Origin of the sequence: Pedobacter cryoconitis (assembly GCF_014207135.1) — a bacterium.
GTDB lineage: Bacteria > Bacteroidota > Bacteroidia > Sphingobacteriales > Sphingobacteriaceae > Pedobacter > Pedobacter cryoconitis_D.
Genome location: NZ_JACHCC010000007.1, coordinates 244,916 through 260,551, shown reverse-complemented (window position 1 = coordinate 260,551; position 15,636 = coordinate 244,916). Strand labels below are relative to the sequence as shown.

General features: G+C 39.2%; 15 protein-coding genes. 4 read left to right on the top strand and 11 right to left on the bottom strand.

The genetic code is table 11. The features are described 5' to 3' along the window. Positions 1–6: 6 nt before the first annotated feature. The 7 genes from HDF25_RS14560 to hemA form a co-directional block, all read right to left on the bottom strand. Positions 7–531: a tetratricopeptide repeat protein gene (locus HDF25_RS14560; protein WP_184625940.1), complete on the bottom strand. Its 525-nt coding sequence runs from the start codon at positions 529–531 to the stop codon at positions 7–9. Then, positions 531–1,238 carry a response regulator transcription factor gene (locus HDF25_RS14555; RefSeq protein WP_041887337.1) on the bottom strand — a complete coding sequence of 236 codons (708 nt, stop codon included), beginning with the start codon at positions 1,236–1,238 and terminating at the stop codon, positions 531–533. The genes HDF25_RS14560 and HDF25_RS14555 overlap by 1 nt, the downstream gene beginning before the upstream one ends. 5 nt (positions 1,239–1,243) lie before the next feature. Continuing rightward, positions 1,244–2,080: a sensor histidine kinase gene (locus tag HDF25_RS14550; protein ID WP_260409375.1), complete on the bottom strand. Its 837-nt coding sequence runs from the start codon at positions 2,078–2,080 to the stop codon at positions 1,244–1,246. A 63-nt stretch (positions 2,081–2,143) separates the two neighbouring features. Next, positions 2,144–3,517, bottom strand: a complete 1,374-nt coding sequence (gene hemL, locus HDF25_RS14545) for a glutamate-1-semialdehyde 2,1-aminomutase (protein ID WP_184625936.1) — start codon at positions 3,515–3,517, stop codon at positions 2,144–2,146. A 1-nt stretch (position 3,518) separates the two neighbouring features. Further along, the gene (gene hemB, locus HDF25_RS14540) at positions 3,519–4,487 is read right to left on the bottom strand and encodes a porphobilinogen synthase (RefSeq protein ID WP_184625934.1); all 969 of its coding nucleotides are present in this window, start codon (positions 4,485–4,487) and stop codon (positions 3,519–3,521) included. 17 nt (positions 4,488–4,504) lie between these two features. Then, complete coding sequence (gene hemC, locus HDF25_RS14535; RefSeq protein ID WP_184625932.1) at positions 4,505–6,085, bottom strand: hydroxymethylbilane synthase; 1,581 nt, start codon at positions 6,083–6,085, stop codon at positions 4,505–4,507. Positions 6,086–6,304: 219 nt separating this feature from the next. Beyond that, positions 6,305–7,531 carry a glutamyl-tRNA reductase gene (hemA, locus tag HDF25_RS14530; RefSeq protein ID WP_184625930.1) on the bottom strand — a complete coding sequence of 409 codons (1,227 nt, stop codon included), beginning with the start codon at positions 7,529–7,531 and terminating at the stop codon, positions 6,305–6,307. A gap of 172 nt (positions 7,532–7,703) precedes the next feature. Between hemA and HDF25_RS14525 the strand changes: the two genes are divergently transcribed. After that, positions 7,704–8,531, top strand: coding sequence for an alpha/beta hydrolase family protein (locus HDF25_RS14525; protein ID WP_184625928.1), 828 nt, complete (start codon positions 7,704–7,706; stop codon positions 8,529–8,531). A gap of 7 nt (positions 8,532–8,538) precedes the next feature. On the opposite strand, the gene ispG is transcribed toward HDF25_RS14525, so the two are convergent. The 4 genes from ispG to HDF25_RS14505 form a co-directional block, all read right to left on the bottom strand. Then, positions 8,539–10,497, bottom strand: coding sequence for a (E)-4-hydroxy-3-methylbut-2-enyl-diphosphate synthase (ispG, locus tag HDF25_RS14520; RefSeq protein ID WP_184625926.1), 1,959 nt, complete (start codon positions 10,495–10,497; stop codon positions 8,539–8,541). Positions 10,498–10,523: 26 nt separating this feature from the next. Further along, positions 10,524–11,144, bottom strand: coding sequence for an RDD family protein (locus HDF25_RS14515; protein ID WP_184625924.1), 621 nt, complete (start codon positions 11,142–11,144; stop codon positions 10,524–10,526). Positions 11,145–11,150: 6 nt separating this feature from the next. Then, positions 11,151–12,104, bottom strand: coding sequence for a LiaF transmembrane domain-containing protein (locus HDF25_RS14510; RefSeq protein ID WP_184625922.1), 954 nt, complete (start codon positions 12,102–12,104; stop codon positions 11,151–11,153). An 87-nt stretch (positions 12,105–12,191) separates the two neighbouring features. Further along, complete coding sequence (locus tag HDF25_RS14505) at positions 12,192–12,848, bottom strand: PspC domain-containing protein (RefSeq protein ID WP_184625920.1); 657 nt, start codon at positions 12,846–12,848, stop codon at positions 12,192–12,194. 385 nt (positions 12,849–13,233) lie between these two features. On the opposite strand from HDF25_RS14505, the gene HDF25_RS14500 reads away from it, so the two are divergent. The 3 genes from HDF25_RS14500 to HDF25_RS14490 are packed head-to-tail and all read left to right on the top strand — an operon-like array spanning position 13,234 to position 15,627. After that, complete coding sequence (locus tag HDF25_RS14500; RefSeq protein WP_184625918.1) at positions 13,234–13,968, top strand: MlaE family ABC transporter permease; 735 nt, start codon at positions 13,234–13,236, stop codon at positions 13,966–13,968. Next, positions 13,965–14,717 (top strand): ABC transporter ATP-binding protein, encoded by a 753-nt coding sequence (locus HDF25_RS14495; protein WP_184625916.1) that lies wholly within the window; start codon positions 13,965–13,967, stop codon positions 14,715–14,717. Before HDF25_RS14500 ends, HDF25_RS14495 begins: the two co-directional genes overlap by 4 nt. 22 nt (positions 14,718–14,739) lie before the next feature. After that, entirely contained in the window at positions 14,740–15,627 is an 888-nt protein-coding gene (locus tag HDF25_RS14490) for a class I SAM-dependent methyltransferase (RefSeq protein ID WP_184625914.1), read from the top strand. The last annotated feature ends 9 nt before the right edge of the window (positions 15,628–15,636 follow it).

The window sequence follows — 15,636 nt, the reverse complement described above, 5'->3', positions numbered from 1 at the left end:
CTAATCTTAATTTGTTGGTAAGCTATTTGCTTCTTTTTCTATTTTATTAATTATCTCTTTCGTTCTTTCCGTATTCGCCAGTTCTTTTGCTTTTTCAGCATAAGCAAGGGCCCTTACTTTATCTTTTTTACGCAGGGCAAGATTAGCCAGATGTATCAATACAAAAGACTTGTCACTTCTTGTGCCCAGAGGGAAACGGCTGGCCACCTGAAAATGGTATTCGGCAGCCTGATAGTCCTCTTTTTTAAGCGCAATATTGGCGATCATAAACTCATAATACCCGCGTCTGTTTTTAGCCAGACGGTCAGGATTAGGCACTTCCGCCAGTAAACTGGCAGCTTTGTCATAATCCCCGTTTTTAAAATATTTGGAAGCAATCAGGATGGAGCTGCTTTTAAAGTGGCTCCAGATTACGAATGCAATCAGTAGGCCCGAAATTACAGCCAGTTGGATCTGATCATAAAAAAGGCATACCCCAGCGGCGACAACAAAAATTGCCATCAGGGCATACCTGCCTTTTGCGTTATACATTAGTTATGAATATCCGTAAATTTATAGCCTACACCACGTATAGAGTGGAAATAAACAGGGTTTTTCTGATCTGGTTCGAAATACTTACGGAAAGTCAGAATGAAGTTATCAATCGTACGTGTTGAAGGATAAACATCATAATTCCATACAGTTTCCAGGATCTGCTCTCTTGAAACGGCCTCGTTTTTACGTTCGATCAGTAATTTAAGCAGCATGGTTTCTTTTTTAGTTAAAGGAACAATCACTCCGTCATCCTGTTTCAGTTCGAATGAGTTGAAATAAATTGTTTTCTCACCGATTTTGTAAGAATTCAATTCTTTTAAATCATCTGATTTCATGCTACGTTTAACCAGGATACCAACTCTTAAGATCAGTTCTTCCAGATTGAAAGGTTTAACCAGATAATCATCAGCACCTTTTTTAAGACCCATTACACGGTCTTCGCTTGTATTTTTAGCTGTTAAAAATAAGATCGGAACCTCAGTATTCTCTAAACGAATAGTTTCACATACCTGGAAACCATCCATTTCAGGAAGCATAACATCCAGGATAATCAGGTTAAAACGCTCTTCCTTGAAAATCTTCAAAGCTGTTTTACCATCTTTTACTGCATGGACTTTGTAACCTTCCAGTTCAAGGTTTAATTTTATAGCATCTAATAAATGGTCTTCATCTTCGACCAATAAAATTCTTAATTTCTGTTGCATAATGATCAACTAAATGTGATTTCAAAAATTGTACCCTGTGGTACATTGTCTCTGACGCTGATATCAGCATCGTGTTTTTGCAAAACTTCTTTGACTATAAACAATCCCAGTCCAGTTCCTTTCGCTTTCCTTGTGTTTTCTTCACCAACGCGGTAAAACTTATCAAATATGAGCATTTTCTCCGCATCCGGAATACCAGGCCCTCTATCAGAAACACTCAGGAAAGGATGTCCATCACGCATTCTTAATTCAACACCAACTTCAGCACAGGGTCCTGAATATTTCACCGCATTCTCCACCAGGTTAGTAACTACCGATGAAAGGGTAAACGGATCACCCACGACCTTTACATTTGGCTGGATCACAGGATTAATCACCTGCTCACAACCACAGGAGTGAATCTGTAATCTGTCGGTGATTTTCGTCACCAGTTCAGAAAAATCAAACTCTTCCTTAGGGAAAGAATACGAACGGTTTTCAATTTTTGTAGCCAGCAGCATATTTTCCACCAGGTCATCCAGGCGTTCAATATCTTTCAATGAATTACTCAGCAGTGAAGTCTGACGGGCTTTATCCAGATCACGTTTCACGATAGTCTGTAATGATAATTTAATAGCTGCCAGAGGCGATTTCAACTCATGGGTAACAGATAAAAGGAAATTCTGCTGCTGTTCTCTTAATAAATCTTCCTTTTTAATCGACTGATGCAGGAAATAAGCGCCAACACACAAGAGAAATAAAAATACAGATCCCTCTCCCATAACCATAGCCATTCTGGAAGGCTGAAGTTTAACGACAAGCGTCCCCCAGGAAATCAGCTGTACCAGTGAGTACAGCAGCATGAAATAGAATATGATGATTGATTTTTTCAAAATCTTTATAATCTCTTTAAATATACTGTTAATTTATTTATTCCTAAAAACAATGTCCAGTGCTTCGAGGATAGCTCTTTTAGCCTTTTCAAGTTCTATTTTTGTATGGGCAGCAGAAACGAATCCTACTTCGTAACCAGAAGGGCCTAAATAAATGCCTCTGTTTAACAGTTCGCGGTGCATTACTTTAAATTTCTCCATACTTGCCGGATCAATATCTTCTGCACATTGTATTTTATCCTTATCCGTAAAAGCAAACCAGAAGATAGAACCTACATGAAATACTTTAAACTTATAATTTCTGGCTGTCGCAAAACGCTGAATACCTTCTGCAAATTCTTTAGCCTTTGAATTCAGTTCTTTATAAAAACCTGAACGCAATAGTTCTGTCAGCTGCGCAATACCTGCTGCCATAGCTACCGGATTTCCGGATAAAGTACCAGCCTGGTAAACACCTCCATCAGGAGAAATATGTCCCATGATTTCGGATGAAGCACCATACATACCAACAGGTAAACCACCACCTAATATTTTACCGTAAGTAACGATATCAGGTTTAGCATTATAATATCCGGCTGCACCTTCAAAACCCAGACGGAAACCAGTAATTACCTCATCGAAGATCAGTAGTGTACCATTCTCCTTACAGATTTTCTGTAAGAACTCTATATAAGCTTCATCCTGAATCAACAGACCATTGTTCGCAGGAATACCTTCGATGATCACTGCTGCCAGCTGGTCTTTAAACTGGGCAAAAGCCTGTGTTAAAGCTTCCGTGTCATTTAAAGGGATGACAATAGTTTCTTCAGCAAAAGACTTCGGTACTCCCAGCGAAGAAGTCTCACCAAAAGTAACCAGACCTGAACCTGCTTTAACTAATAATGAATCACTGTGTCCATGATAACAACCTTCAAATTTCAGAATTTTGTCTCTCCGGGTATAACCACGTGCCAGGCGAATAGCCGACATGACCGCTTCTGTACCTGAACTCGTAAAACGTATTTTTTCTACGTGTTTATTATTTTTAATAATGATTTCAGCCAGTTCGTTTTCCAGTGCAGTCGGCGCACCAAAGCTCATTCCGTTCTGCATGACTTCGGTTACCTTTTCCCTTACTTTAGCCGGATTATGACCTAAGATTAATGGGCCCCAGCTACCGCAGAAATCAATAAACTGATTTCCATCAGCATCCCAGACAAAACATCCGTCACCTTTTTGAATGAATAATGGAGTCCCATAAACAGATTTAAAAGCTCTTACCGGTGAATTTACGCCACCAGGAAAATAGGTTTTAGCTTTTTCGTACAGCTCTTTAGATTTCTCTCTTGAAATATCTGGTTTACTTCCAGTATTCACGGGCATATCTCCTTCGTTGCCGGAAAACATCTTTTTTAACGATTCTAACATATTACATCCAGTTCTTTTCTACAATATCTCTTATATGATAAGTGGTAATAATGCTCGCTCCTGCACGTGCAAAAGCATACATTGTTTCCATTACAATCTTTTGTTCATCAATCCAGCCTTTTTGCGCTGCAGCCTTAACCATGGCATATTCTCCCGATACGTTATAACAGGCAATAGGCAAATCTGTATTTTGCTTCAGGTTATGGATCACATCCATATAAGCCAATGCCGGTTTTACCATTAATATATCAGCCCCTTCACTCTGGTCAAGCAATGCTTCACGTAAAGCTTCTTCAGGGTTTCTGAAATCCATCTGGTAAGCCTTCCGGTCACCTTTACCCGGTGCACAATCAGCAGCTTCTCTGAATGGCCCGTAATAAGCCGAAGCAAATTTAGTCGCATGCGACATGATTGCTGCGTTTACGTAACCATTTTGATCCAGTAAATTCCGCATCGCACCAATACGGCCGTCCATCATATCTGACGGAGCCAACATATCAGCTCCGGCCTGTACATGGGTTAGGGCCATCTTTGCAATCACTTCTACCGTTTCATCATTTTGTACATAGTCATCTTTCAAAATACCACAATGTCCGTGCGTAGTATAAGAACAAACGCAAACATCTGTAACTATATATAAATCGTCCCCAAAGTTTTTCTTCAGTTCACGAACAGCAGAAGGCACCAGAGAATGATCATGATAAGCAGAACGTGCATCTTCAGATTTCTCATCTCCTACACCAAACAGCATGATTTTATTCACGCCCAGCTCCAGGCCTTTTTCAACATCTCTGATTAACAGATCAGTAGAAAAGTGGTTTACGCCAGGCATTGAATCAATACCATGTTTTACACCTGTTCCAGGAACAATAAAATACGGATAAACAAACATGTCTTTAGACAGTTTTGTCTCTGCCATCATTTCTCTTACTACAGGATTCTTTCTTAATCTACGCGGACGGTGCAACATAATCAACCTCTCTTTTTTTATTTAATATCAATTCCGAATACAGCTTCTGCCAGGCCAATTTCATCCGGAGAATAAGGAAGAACATAGTCAACGCCCATTTCCTCAAATTTCTTTCCGGTAGAATTTCCAATGGCGATTACCTTTTGTCCCGGATCAAGTAAATTGTCCTTAAAATAAGCCTCCACATTGGATGGACTGGTGAATATTAATACATCAGCATAAGTACGGTCTATATTTTCTTCAATCACTGTTTCATAGATAGGAAGATCAACGACCTTAGTATCTTCTGCCAGAGATTTTTGTATACTCAATAATGAATCCTGCGCTCTTGGGAATAAAACAGTCTGTTCTCTGACCAGTAAAGCAAAGTGTTCAGCAACTTCAGTGATATCACCGCTTTCCCCAACATAATCTGCTTTATGACCGTGTTTCCTTAATGCATCTTCAGATCCTCTGCCTACCACCCCAAACTTAACATGTTTAGGCAGTACAGGCTTTAGTTTGAAGAAGAATTCTACTCCGTTACGGCTACTGAAAAAGATCCAGTGGATATGTTTCAGATAAAAAGGGTCCAGTACGTTCACTATAGGAAAGGTACGGATCAGTGATCTTCCTTCAATTTCTATATGGTTTGTTTCCAGTGCTCTTCTGAAGTAATTATGCTCACCGATTTCTCTCGAGATAAAAACTTTTGAAGGCAGTTTTCTGTCCGGAGAAAATTTAGCGACAATCTTTTCAGCAAGACCTTCAAGATCAGGCACCCTGAAGAATAAACGATTTGGGAAATCATCAGCAGATAATGCTTTTGAAGTCCACACCTCATATTTCCCGTTCTCTTTTTTACAATAACAACCCAAAGGCATATGACAACCGCCTTCAAAAAGGTTAAGCACTTTACGCTCTACAGCTATCTCTTCGGCTGTAAGCGGATCATTGATTTGCTGAAGGATATCAAATAATTCCTGGTCGTTTTCTCTGATCTGAATAGCCAGTACACCTTGTGCAGGTGCAGGGATCAGCTCAGTAGTATCTATAACCTCAACATGAAATTCTGATAAATCAAGATCTAAACGATTTACTCCAGCTTTAGCCAACAGAATAGCATCGTAACTTTCGTCTCTCAGTTTCTGAATACGTGTAATTACATTACCACGCAAATCCTCAATATTCAGATCAGTCCTTAAAGCCAGTAACTGGGCTTTACGTCTGTTTGACGAGGTACCTACCTGCGCACCGGTTTTTAAAGAAAGTTTTTGTGTAAGATCTACGCAATCCTTTAAAATCAATAATAATTCTGAGGGATCCTCACGCTCAGAAACAGCTGCAATTATTAATCCCGGAGGATTAGTAGTCGGTAAATCTTTATGAGAGTGTACGGCAAGATCAATACTGCCATTTAATAATTCTTCTTCCAGCTCTTTAGTAAAAAAACCTTTTCCTTCCAATTTGTCCAACCTCAGGTTCAGTATTTTATCACCCTGGGTTTTAATGATCTTCAATTCGGCTTCTATTCCAATTTCAGCAAGTTTGTCTTTGGTAAAATTGGCTTGCCATAAAGCTAGATCACTACCTCTTGTCCCGATAATAAGTTTTTTCATTAGAGCATATTTTTTTTCGAAGTGTATATTGTCCTTTATTTGTATTCCAGTCCAATCATGATTTTAACAAGCAGCCTGCATGAGCATTTTGGTTAGTATTTCGCTCATAGCTAATTTAGATTATCACGTTATAGATTGGCGCAAATTTAATCTAAAAGAGTTATAGTCGTAAATAATAAACAAATAATGTATTTGTGCTGACTAATCTACCCGGAACGGTTAGCTGTTGTTGACCAGAATTTCTTTAGCCATAATCATCGGTACACTGATGTACTTCTTTTCCATGTAATCCATCACCCGTTCCAGTACCAGTCTTGAGTTTTCATCCAGTGTATTGATCTCATCAGCAAAAACTATATCCATAGCTTTACTTTTTATAGCTTTAATCTTTTGAGGAACTTCACTCATCGCAATTTCTATTTTGCGCTGACGAAGATCCAGATCAAACTCTTTAATATTCTGATCAATAATTTGTTCAGCGTTAATCAGTTCATCATAACGCTCCTGAATGTTCTTACGTGCAATCTCTTTTAAAGATTCAACTTCGATATAGTGTATTGGAAAATTCTGGATAACAGCCGGAGCAGTATCATTAGGGATAGCCAGATCTACGATCACTTTTTTTCCTGTTTCACCAATAAGCAACTTACGGTAAATCTCTTCAGTGATAATAGGCTCGGTAGCTCCTGTACAGGTAATAATTACATCAAATCCCTGATTGTAATCTTCCAGGGCTGATAGTGGATAAGCTTTACCATTCAATTCTTTTGCAAGCGATTCTGCATGCTCCAGAGTTCTGTTGAAAACTGAAAAATCAGAATACTTATGTTTTTTGAGGTATTGCGCTATGTTTTTGTTGGTTTCCCCCGCTCCTATGATTAAAATCCTGGAGCTGGAAGTTATAGTCAGATCCCGTAATTTGCGGTAAGCCAGAGAAACGACCGAAACTGGGTTTTTAGAGATATTAGTATTAGTATAAACCTCTTTGGCTGTTTTAACTACCCGGTTCATAATCATCCGCATATAATCGGCTGTAAAACCCGAAACGCGGCAAGCTTCATAAGCCCGGCGTACCTGGGCAAGAATTTCCTTCTCTCCAACTACCAGACTTTCCAGTGAGCACGAAGTACGCAGTAAATGGTTAAAAGCCTCAACCTGTTCATAAACAGAAACATTTTCGATAAACTTTTCCATGTATTGTTCCGGCAGGCCCATATCAAGAACTGTCAGGAAACGAAGAATAAATGCGTGGTCTAAAGTATGGGCAGTAGTAAAGACAAATTCAACACGATTACAGGTACCAATGTAAAAAATCTCTTTTACATTCAGTTCATTTTGGATATTCTTCAGTCTGTCATCCAGAGTCTGCTCGCAGATAACCAATTTCCCTAAAGATTTTAAGTCAATGTGTTTGTGAGTGAAAGCAAGTATCTTTAAATATTCCAATTTGGCTTGTGTTGTTTTATAGTGGGAACAAAAGTAGTAAGCCCACCCTTAGTGTCTGTCATTATGCTGTAATTAAGATTAATTTAGAAAGATTTTAAATTAAATCTTACCAAGACTAAACAAGGGTTCATTATGTTTGTTAATAGTGTTAGTTAACTTATAGACACAGTATATGATAAAAAAAGAGCAATTTATTTTGTCAGGATCTAAAGATAAAACAATTTCCGGGGATCTGACATATGACGACAATTATACAAATCAGCCATGTATTTTATTCATTCATGGCTTCAAAGGATTTAAAGATTGGGGTGCACATAATCAGGTCGCTGCTTTTTTTGCTGCCAGTGGATACCGTTATTTCAAATTTAACCTGAGCCATAGCGGCGTTACAGAGGCGCAGCCCCGCGAAGTAACAGACCTCGATGCATTTGCCTCAAATACTGTTAGCATGGAACTTCTCGATGTAGACACTGCATTGAACTATATCGCACACACTTATCCTTTAAACCCTGTTTACCTGATTGGCCATAGTCGTGGCGGTGCGCTCGCTATCCTGAAAGCAGCGAATGATGATCGGGTAAATAAAGTGATTACCTGGTCAGCTATCGCAGATTTCAGCTCTCTCTGGAAAAAGGAACAGGAAGAAGAATGGTTAACCGAAGGAAAGATCTTTGTGGAAAATGCGCGGACCAAAGAAAAAATGCCCCTAAACAAGACATTACTTGAAGATTTTAATGCCCACAGGGATGAATTTGATATTCTCCATGCAGCCTCAAAAGTTAAAATCCCATGGCTGATCCTCCATGGTGACGATGATGTGAATGTAAAGTTCAGTGTAGCCCAGCAGCTTGCACAATCACAACCTAAAGCTAAATTACAGAAGATACAGGGGGCTAATCATGTATTCGGCGCTTCACATCCCTATACCGGACAGGATCTTCCTGACCACCTGCAGGAAGTATGCGATAAGAGTCTGGCCTTTTTACAAAAAGACAATTAGTAAAATATTATTTGACCTCAGTCCAGTTGCCGTCTTCCTTAATCAGCTCAATCAGATCGTCAAGTGCAGAAGCAGAACTCACATTCTTCTTCACGACTTCCTTACCCCGGTACAAAGTGATTTTGTCCGGGCCGGTACCAACGTATCCATAATCAGCATCAGCCATTTCACCAGGGCCATTTACAATGCAGCCCATAATACCAATTTTAATTCCTTTCAAATGGTCTGTTCTCGAACGGATCAGTTGGGTGGTTTCCTGTAAATCAAAAAGTGTCCTTCCACAGCTTGGACAAGAAATATATTCGGTCTTGGAGATCCGGGTTCTGGTCGCTTGTAAAATCCCAAAACTTGTAGAGTTCATAATTGGAAGACCAACCTGCTCCGGCGCATCAATCCAGACACCATCTCCGAATCCATCAGTAAACAATGCACCCAGATCTGTAGCTGCATATAACTGAAGATCATCAGCGCTGATTGCGGCATAAGATCTTTTGATAATTACCGGAACCTGATTTTCATTTTTCAGCAGTGCGATAAAAAATGCCCTCTGTTCCATCATCCCCTGTTCAGAAGATGTTTCCAGTATCAGTACTACGGTATGATCCAGATTTTTCAATAAGGCACTATCGTAATTTTTAGCATTTACGCTAACCAGGTTAAGTATAGTATCTTTTTGAATAGCTGCTCCGTACTCTTCCAGACTAATTAACGGATGACAGTTGTTTTTTTCTTTCAGTTCCAGCCAGGTAGCATAATTGTATATCTGTCTCAGATTACCAGGGAAAGAGAAAGAAGGAAGTTTATCTCCTAAATAGACCAGGTCACAGGCCTGATCTGCCATATTATATTTATCAAGCCCTGCGCTATATTTGTATCCGACTTCAGTTAAGAAATAAGGATCTTTTAAATTTTTCGAAGAGACATCCAGCATAACTACAGGATGATGATGTCCTCCAATATGCTGTACAGCGCGGGTAACCCTGCGGTTATAAGTATAAGGATTGTATGGTAAATCCTGGATCACAATCCTTTCGGTTTCAACCTGGTTCAGTCCTCTTTTCACATAGCGGTCAGCCAGAGCCTTTGCTACCGGAGCTTCAAATTCAGGATCTTCAGTTAATGAAACCCTGATTGTATCACCTAATCCGTCTTCCAGTAAAGTACCGATACCTACAGCAGATTTAATCCTTCCATCCTCACCGTCACCAGCTTCAGTTACCCCAAGGTGCAGCGGATAATTCATCCCCTCTCTGACCATGGTTTCTACCAGCAAACGATAGGCCTGAACCATCACCTGTGTATTACTCGCTTTCATAGAGATCACGAGATTATAATAATTAAGATCTTCACAGATCCGCATGAACTCCATGGCAGACTCAACCATCCCACGCGGTGTATCCCCATACTGACTCATAATCCTGTCAGATAAAGACCCGTGATTGGTACCAATACGCATCGCAGTACCATACTCTTTGCATATCTTCACCAGTGGCGAGAATTTCTTATAAATACGCTCCAGTTCTGCCTGATAGGCCTGCTGTGTATATTCTATATTTTCAAATCGTTTTTTATCGGCATAATTACCCGGATTTACCCTTACCTTTTCTACAATACGGGCAGCTGCTTCTGCTGCATTAGGCGTAAAGTGTATATCAGCAACTAAAGGCACTTCATAACCACGGAATCGCAGTTCCTTTTTAATATTGGCCAGGTTTTCTGCCTCCTTCATACTTGGGGCCGTAATTCTTACATATTCACAACCAGATTCCACCATCCGGATAGTCTGCTCAACCGTCCCTTTGGTATCCATTGTGTCAGTTGTTGTCATAGATTGTATCCGGATTGGGTTCAATCCACCCATAGGAATATTACCTATAGAAACCTCCCTGGTCAAAAACCTGGAATACTGATTTAAATGATTACAATATCCTCCGTCCAATGTTTTTTGTGCTGATACGTTTTCCATACTGCTGCAAAGATAAAGATTATGGTTTAAATCAAACGGTCTTTGATAACTAAAGTATCTGCCGCCACATCATGCCAACACTGCTGTTTTTTATTCAAAAAACTATACAGATAGCCAAAAAACAAAGGAATAACAGACAAAATCTTAGCTCCGTTTCTTATCAGTGACCTGGACAGACTGATCCTGTTTCCCATGCTGTCAGTAACTTTAATATTCAGCAATCTTTTACCAATTGTTCCCTGTTTAACCGACGCATCTGCAAAAACCCCATATAAAAATTTAAACAGAGGAACAAATGGTAGTAATAAAAGAGCAATTGTAATTTTTTGACCTTTATCACTTATAAAAATAAAACTGATCAGGATCAATGCGATATAAAGTAACAAGAGTATAAAATAGTCAATCATAGAAGCCAGCAGGCGCTGATCAAAGGAGGCAAAATATTGTGGTGCCGTTTGTTCATAATTGAAACCAAAAAGCGCACGCAGTTCAGGGAACTCGTGCGCTTCTTTATAATCATCCATCCCCGGTTTCCTGACAAAGGTACCGGCTGTAATTGCCATATTTTTTAATTGTTCATAGTTGTATGGCCCTTCAGGTTTTCCATTAACAACAATGATATAGTCAGTCTTTTTTTCAGGTTCCAATGATAATTAATATCTGTTCACCTCAAAATTACTCAATCCTCCATCCAGATTAATAAAAATCTTTTTGGTTGATGTTTTATAATTTGCAGTTTCGTAATTACCATTTTCCAGTTTGATAAACCCTGTGAAATCTTTTGAAGAAAGACCTGTTTTAGTGCTGATTCTACAGCCTGATCCTTCAGGAATATTAATTTTAACGTCAGCTACTCCAGTCTTTACAGTTACATCTGTAATCGGGATCAATGCGCCAACTTTAATATCCACAGAAGCAGCCCCACCATCAAATCTAAAACTTCTTACCTTGTAATCTGAGAAATCAAAATCAACTGCTCCGGCTCCCATATTCATATTGACTGTCCATTCCGGTTTCTTGTTCAGTTTCAGGTCTACATCGTTTCCACCATTTCCTAATGACCATTTGCCTTTTTTATCTTTCATTTTAAAAGTAACTGTATTCACAGAATCAGTACTTTCTTTTTGCAGGATAAAATTACCATTTCTACGTTCTACCTCAGCTGTAATCAGTTCAGCAGTTTCTCCTTTCAGATTGAAGGATGTACCACCACCAGAAATATTCAGCACTGTCTTTTTTGCACTGTCAGCAGCGATGAACGGTTCAGTGAAATTCAATTTCTGAGTATCTCCGTCTTCTACACTATCCAGATCCATGTCCAGACTTTTCGAAATGTTATCTCCTATCCAGTTCCTGTCAGCCGGCGGTTGCTGCCCTCTATAGAACATAAAACCTAACATCAGGACCAGGACACCAAGCGAAATCATATTTCCGACCTGGGATTTATTCTTGTTGAAAAGGATGTTTACTCCTGCAATGATCAGGAATACTGGCCAGAAACTCCATACATTTCTCCAGTAAAAATCAATTACATTAAAATTCTGTAACAGAATGACTATACCTACAAACAGGAGTACAACACCCCACATTACTCTATTCAGTTTCATATGTTTATTTTTTAGTGGCCGGATGAAGGTAATACCTTACAGGCAGCCTGTTTCCTTAAATATTGAGCTCAGTCTAAAAACCTGAACTTACGCCTGATGATCCGGGGTCTGACCCGATGAATCAGTTTCTTCAGTACCCGCAGGTTTTGGTTCGGCAGTTTTCACCTCTTCCTCCTGCTGCTGGTTTTTCCAGTCTTCCCATTTATCCTTACGTTTTGATTTCAGAATGAAACTCAAACCGATAGCTACAAAAACCAATGGCCATAATTTGCCTAATCTGAACCAGTAAGGTATAATGTTAAACTCGTTCATCAGAAAGTACAAACCAATAACCAGCAGGAATAACCCACCAATTGTTCTTCCTGTATCATTATTTTTCGGCAACGATTTAAAATCTACCGGATTCTGCCAGTCGGTACCAGTGGTACTTTTAACTTCCGGATTTTCCGGGGTGGTAAAAGGGCCTTGCTGACCAAATGGCGGTGGAGTATTGAACCCCTGAAAACCACTTTGTTTTTTAAAATAATCATTAAATTTTGAAAATTTCACTGCCGGATCATTATTGACAGGTACTACAATCCACATTACCAGGTAAACCAGTATACCGGTTCCTACCAAAAATATGGTTGACAGTACGAATAACAATCTGATGATGGTCACATCCACCTGCATATATGCTGCTAAACCTGATGAAACGCCGGCAATTACTTTGTCATGCTCGTTTCTTAATAATCTGTTTTCCATAAATCACTCTCCTATATTAAATATAAATTATCAGCGGTCTTTACAAGTTTAAATCTTCAAGAACCTTAAGCGTAACCGCTAATACACAATTAAGACTTAACAATGCCGGTTTAGTTACAAAACTGAAAAAGCATTTTTCCGCAAGCTAACAAATCCCACTTTAAAAACCGTTAAATGGCTATTTATTAAAACCTAGCCTGTCTGCGCCAACTCATGTTACCGTCTTAAACGACCTGCAAAAAACCGAATTATTCATTAAATAGCAGAATATTTTTAAGAAATAAAGAAGGCCTCAACATTTTTTATTGTTTCTTTGTATTAATTAGTTCTGTTTAAAAATCCAAGCAGACTCTTATAGTATAATACGTTAGCTAATTTCTAAAGAATGAATTTCACCAATTTTGGTAAATACCTGTTGCTGCTGAAAGCAGTTTTCAGAAAGCCCGAAAAATTTAAAATATACCTTAAGGCTATCTTTCAGCAAATGGACTTTGTTGGTGTTGGCTCTCTGGGTCTGATTGCTATCATCTCGACTTTTATCGGGGCTGTTATGACTTTACAGATTGCTTTCCAGCTAGTGAGTGATTTTATTCCTAAAACAATTATTGGTTCGGTAACCCGCGATTCAAGTATATTGGAATTAAGCCCAACTATTACAGCTATAGTACTTGCTGGTAAAATTGGCTCGGCCATTTCATCCGAAATCGGTACCATGAGGGTTAGTGAGCAGATTGATGCACTCGAGATCATGGGGATCAACTCACCTGGTTACCTTATTCTCCCTAAACTGATTGCCGGGGTTACCATGGTACCTGTTCTGGTTGTTTTCGCAATGGTACTAAGTATAGCTGGTGGATATTTAGGCGGTACTTTATCCGGAGCAGTTACCCCTGCCGAATATATCCAGGGTATTACAACAGATTTCAACCCTTATACGATAACTGTAGCTCTCGTTAAAGCATTTGTATTTGGCTTTATTATAACTACCGTTCCTGCATATGAAGGATTTTATGTCAAAGGTGGTGCATTAGAAGTAGCCCAGGCAAGTACAAGAGCAGTAGTCGTAAGCTGTATCAGTATCCTGGCCTGTGATTACATTGTAACCCAATTATTATTATGATCGAAATCAAAGACATTGAAAAATCTTTCGGGTCCAATACTGTCCTGAAAGGTATCTCAGGTATATTTAAAGAAGGTCTGACTAATTTGATTATCGGAGGTTCCGGCTCAGGAAAAACCACCTTACTGAAATGTATGATTGGTTTACATACTCCTGAAAAGGGAAGTGTACTTTATGATGGCCGGGAATTCATTGATATGAATTTTGAGCAGCGTATCGAGATCCGTAAAGAGATTGGTATGCTTTTTCAGGGTTCTGCTCTTTTCGACTCCATGACTGTGGAAGAAAATATTATGTTCCCTCTGAATATGTTTACAGATCATTCTTTCAAAGAAAAACTGGAACGCGTAAACTTTTGTCTGGAAAGGGTCAACCTGGAAGGTAAAAATAAACTCTTTCCTGCAGAACTTTCAGGTGGGATGAAAAAACGGGTAGGGATTGCCCGTGCTATAGCCATGAACCCGAAATATCTTTTTGTCGATGAGCCCAATTCAGGACTTGATCCAAAGACATCCATTGTAATCGATGAACTGATTAAGGAAATTACTGAAGAATATAATACGACCACTATTGTAGTTACCCATGATATGAACTCAGTAATGGGAATCGGCGATTATATCCTCTTCCTTCATGAAGGAAAAAAATTCTGGGAAGGTTCCAATAAAGAAATCGCCCATACTGATATCGAAGAGCTAAATGACTTCGTTTTTGCCAGCCGTTTTATGAAAGCTGCCAAGAAAAACTTTTAATAACAACGTACAAAAATATTTTATGATAAGCCTACTAACCCCCACGCACTGGAAAGATTATGAGTTGATTGACTGTGGAGATTTTGAAAAACTAGAGCGCTTTGGCAATCTTATCCTTTGCAGACCTGAACCTCAGGCGGTATGGAAAAAAATGCTTTCTGAGCAAGAATGGAAAAAACTAACCAATATCAGGTTTAAAGGACGCTCGGCAACATCCGGCGAATGGGTAAAAGCCGCAGGAAATATACCTGACCGATGGAATGTAGAATACAGGAATGATGATGTAAAAATCAATCTTCGCCTGGGTTTAACCTCATTCAAGCACGTAGGGGTTTTTCCTGAACAAGCCGTAAACTGGGATTATATCTCTTCTTCAATCAGAAAATTCAAAACCCCGACACCTAAAGTACTTAATCTGTTTGCTTATACAGGGGCAGCTTCCTTAATTGCAAAAGCAGCCGGTGCTGATACCACACACGTAGATTCGATCAAACAAGTGGTTAACTGGGCTAACGAAAACCAGGAGCTTTCTCAGTTGAAAGATGTAAGATGGGTTGTAGAAGATGCTTTAAAGTTTGTTCAGCGTGAGTTAAAACGCGGTAAAAAATACAATGGTATCATTTTAGATCCGCCAGCATTCGGACATGGTCCAAATGGCGAAAAATGGAAACTGGAAGATCACATCCAGGAAATGATGCAGGATGTAGTAAAATTACTTGACGAAAAGGAACACTTCCTGATCTTAAATACTTATTCATTAGGTTTTTCTTCCGTAATCGTAGAGAACCTGATTAAAACCTCATTTCCACAGGTACAAAACCTCGAAACAGGTGAATTATATCTTCAGGCAACTTCAGGGATAAAACTACCCCTGGGTGTATTTGGAAAATTCAATACTTTCTCTTCTTAAGAAGAGAAA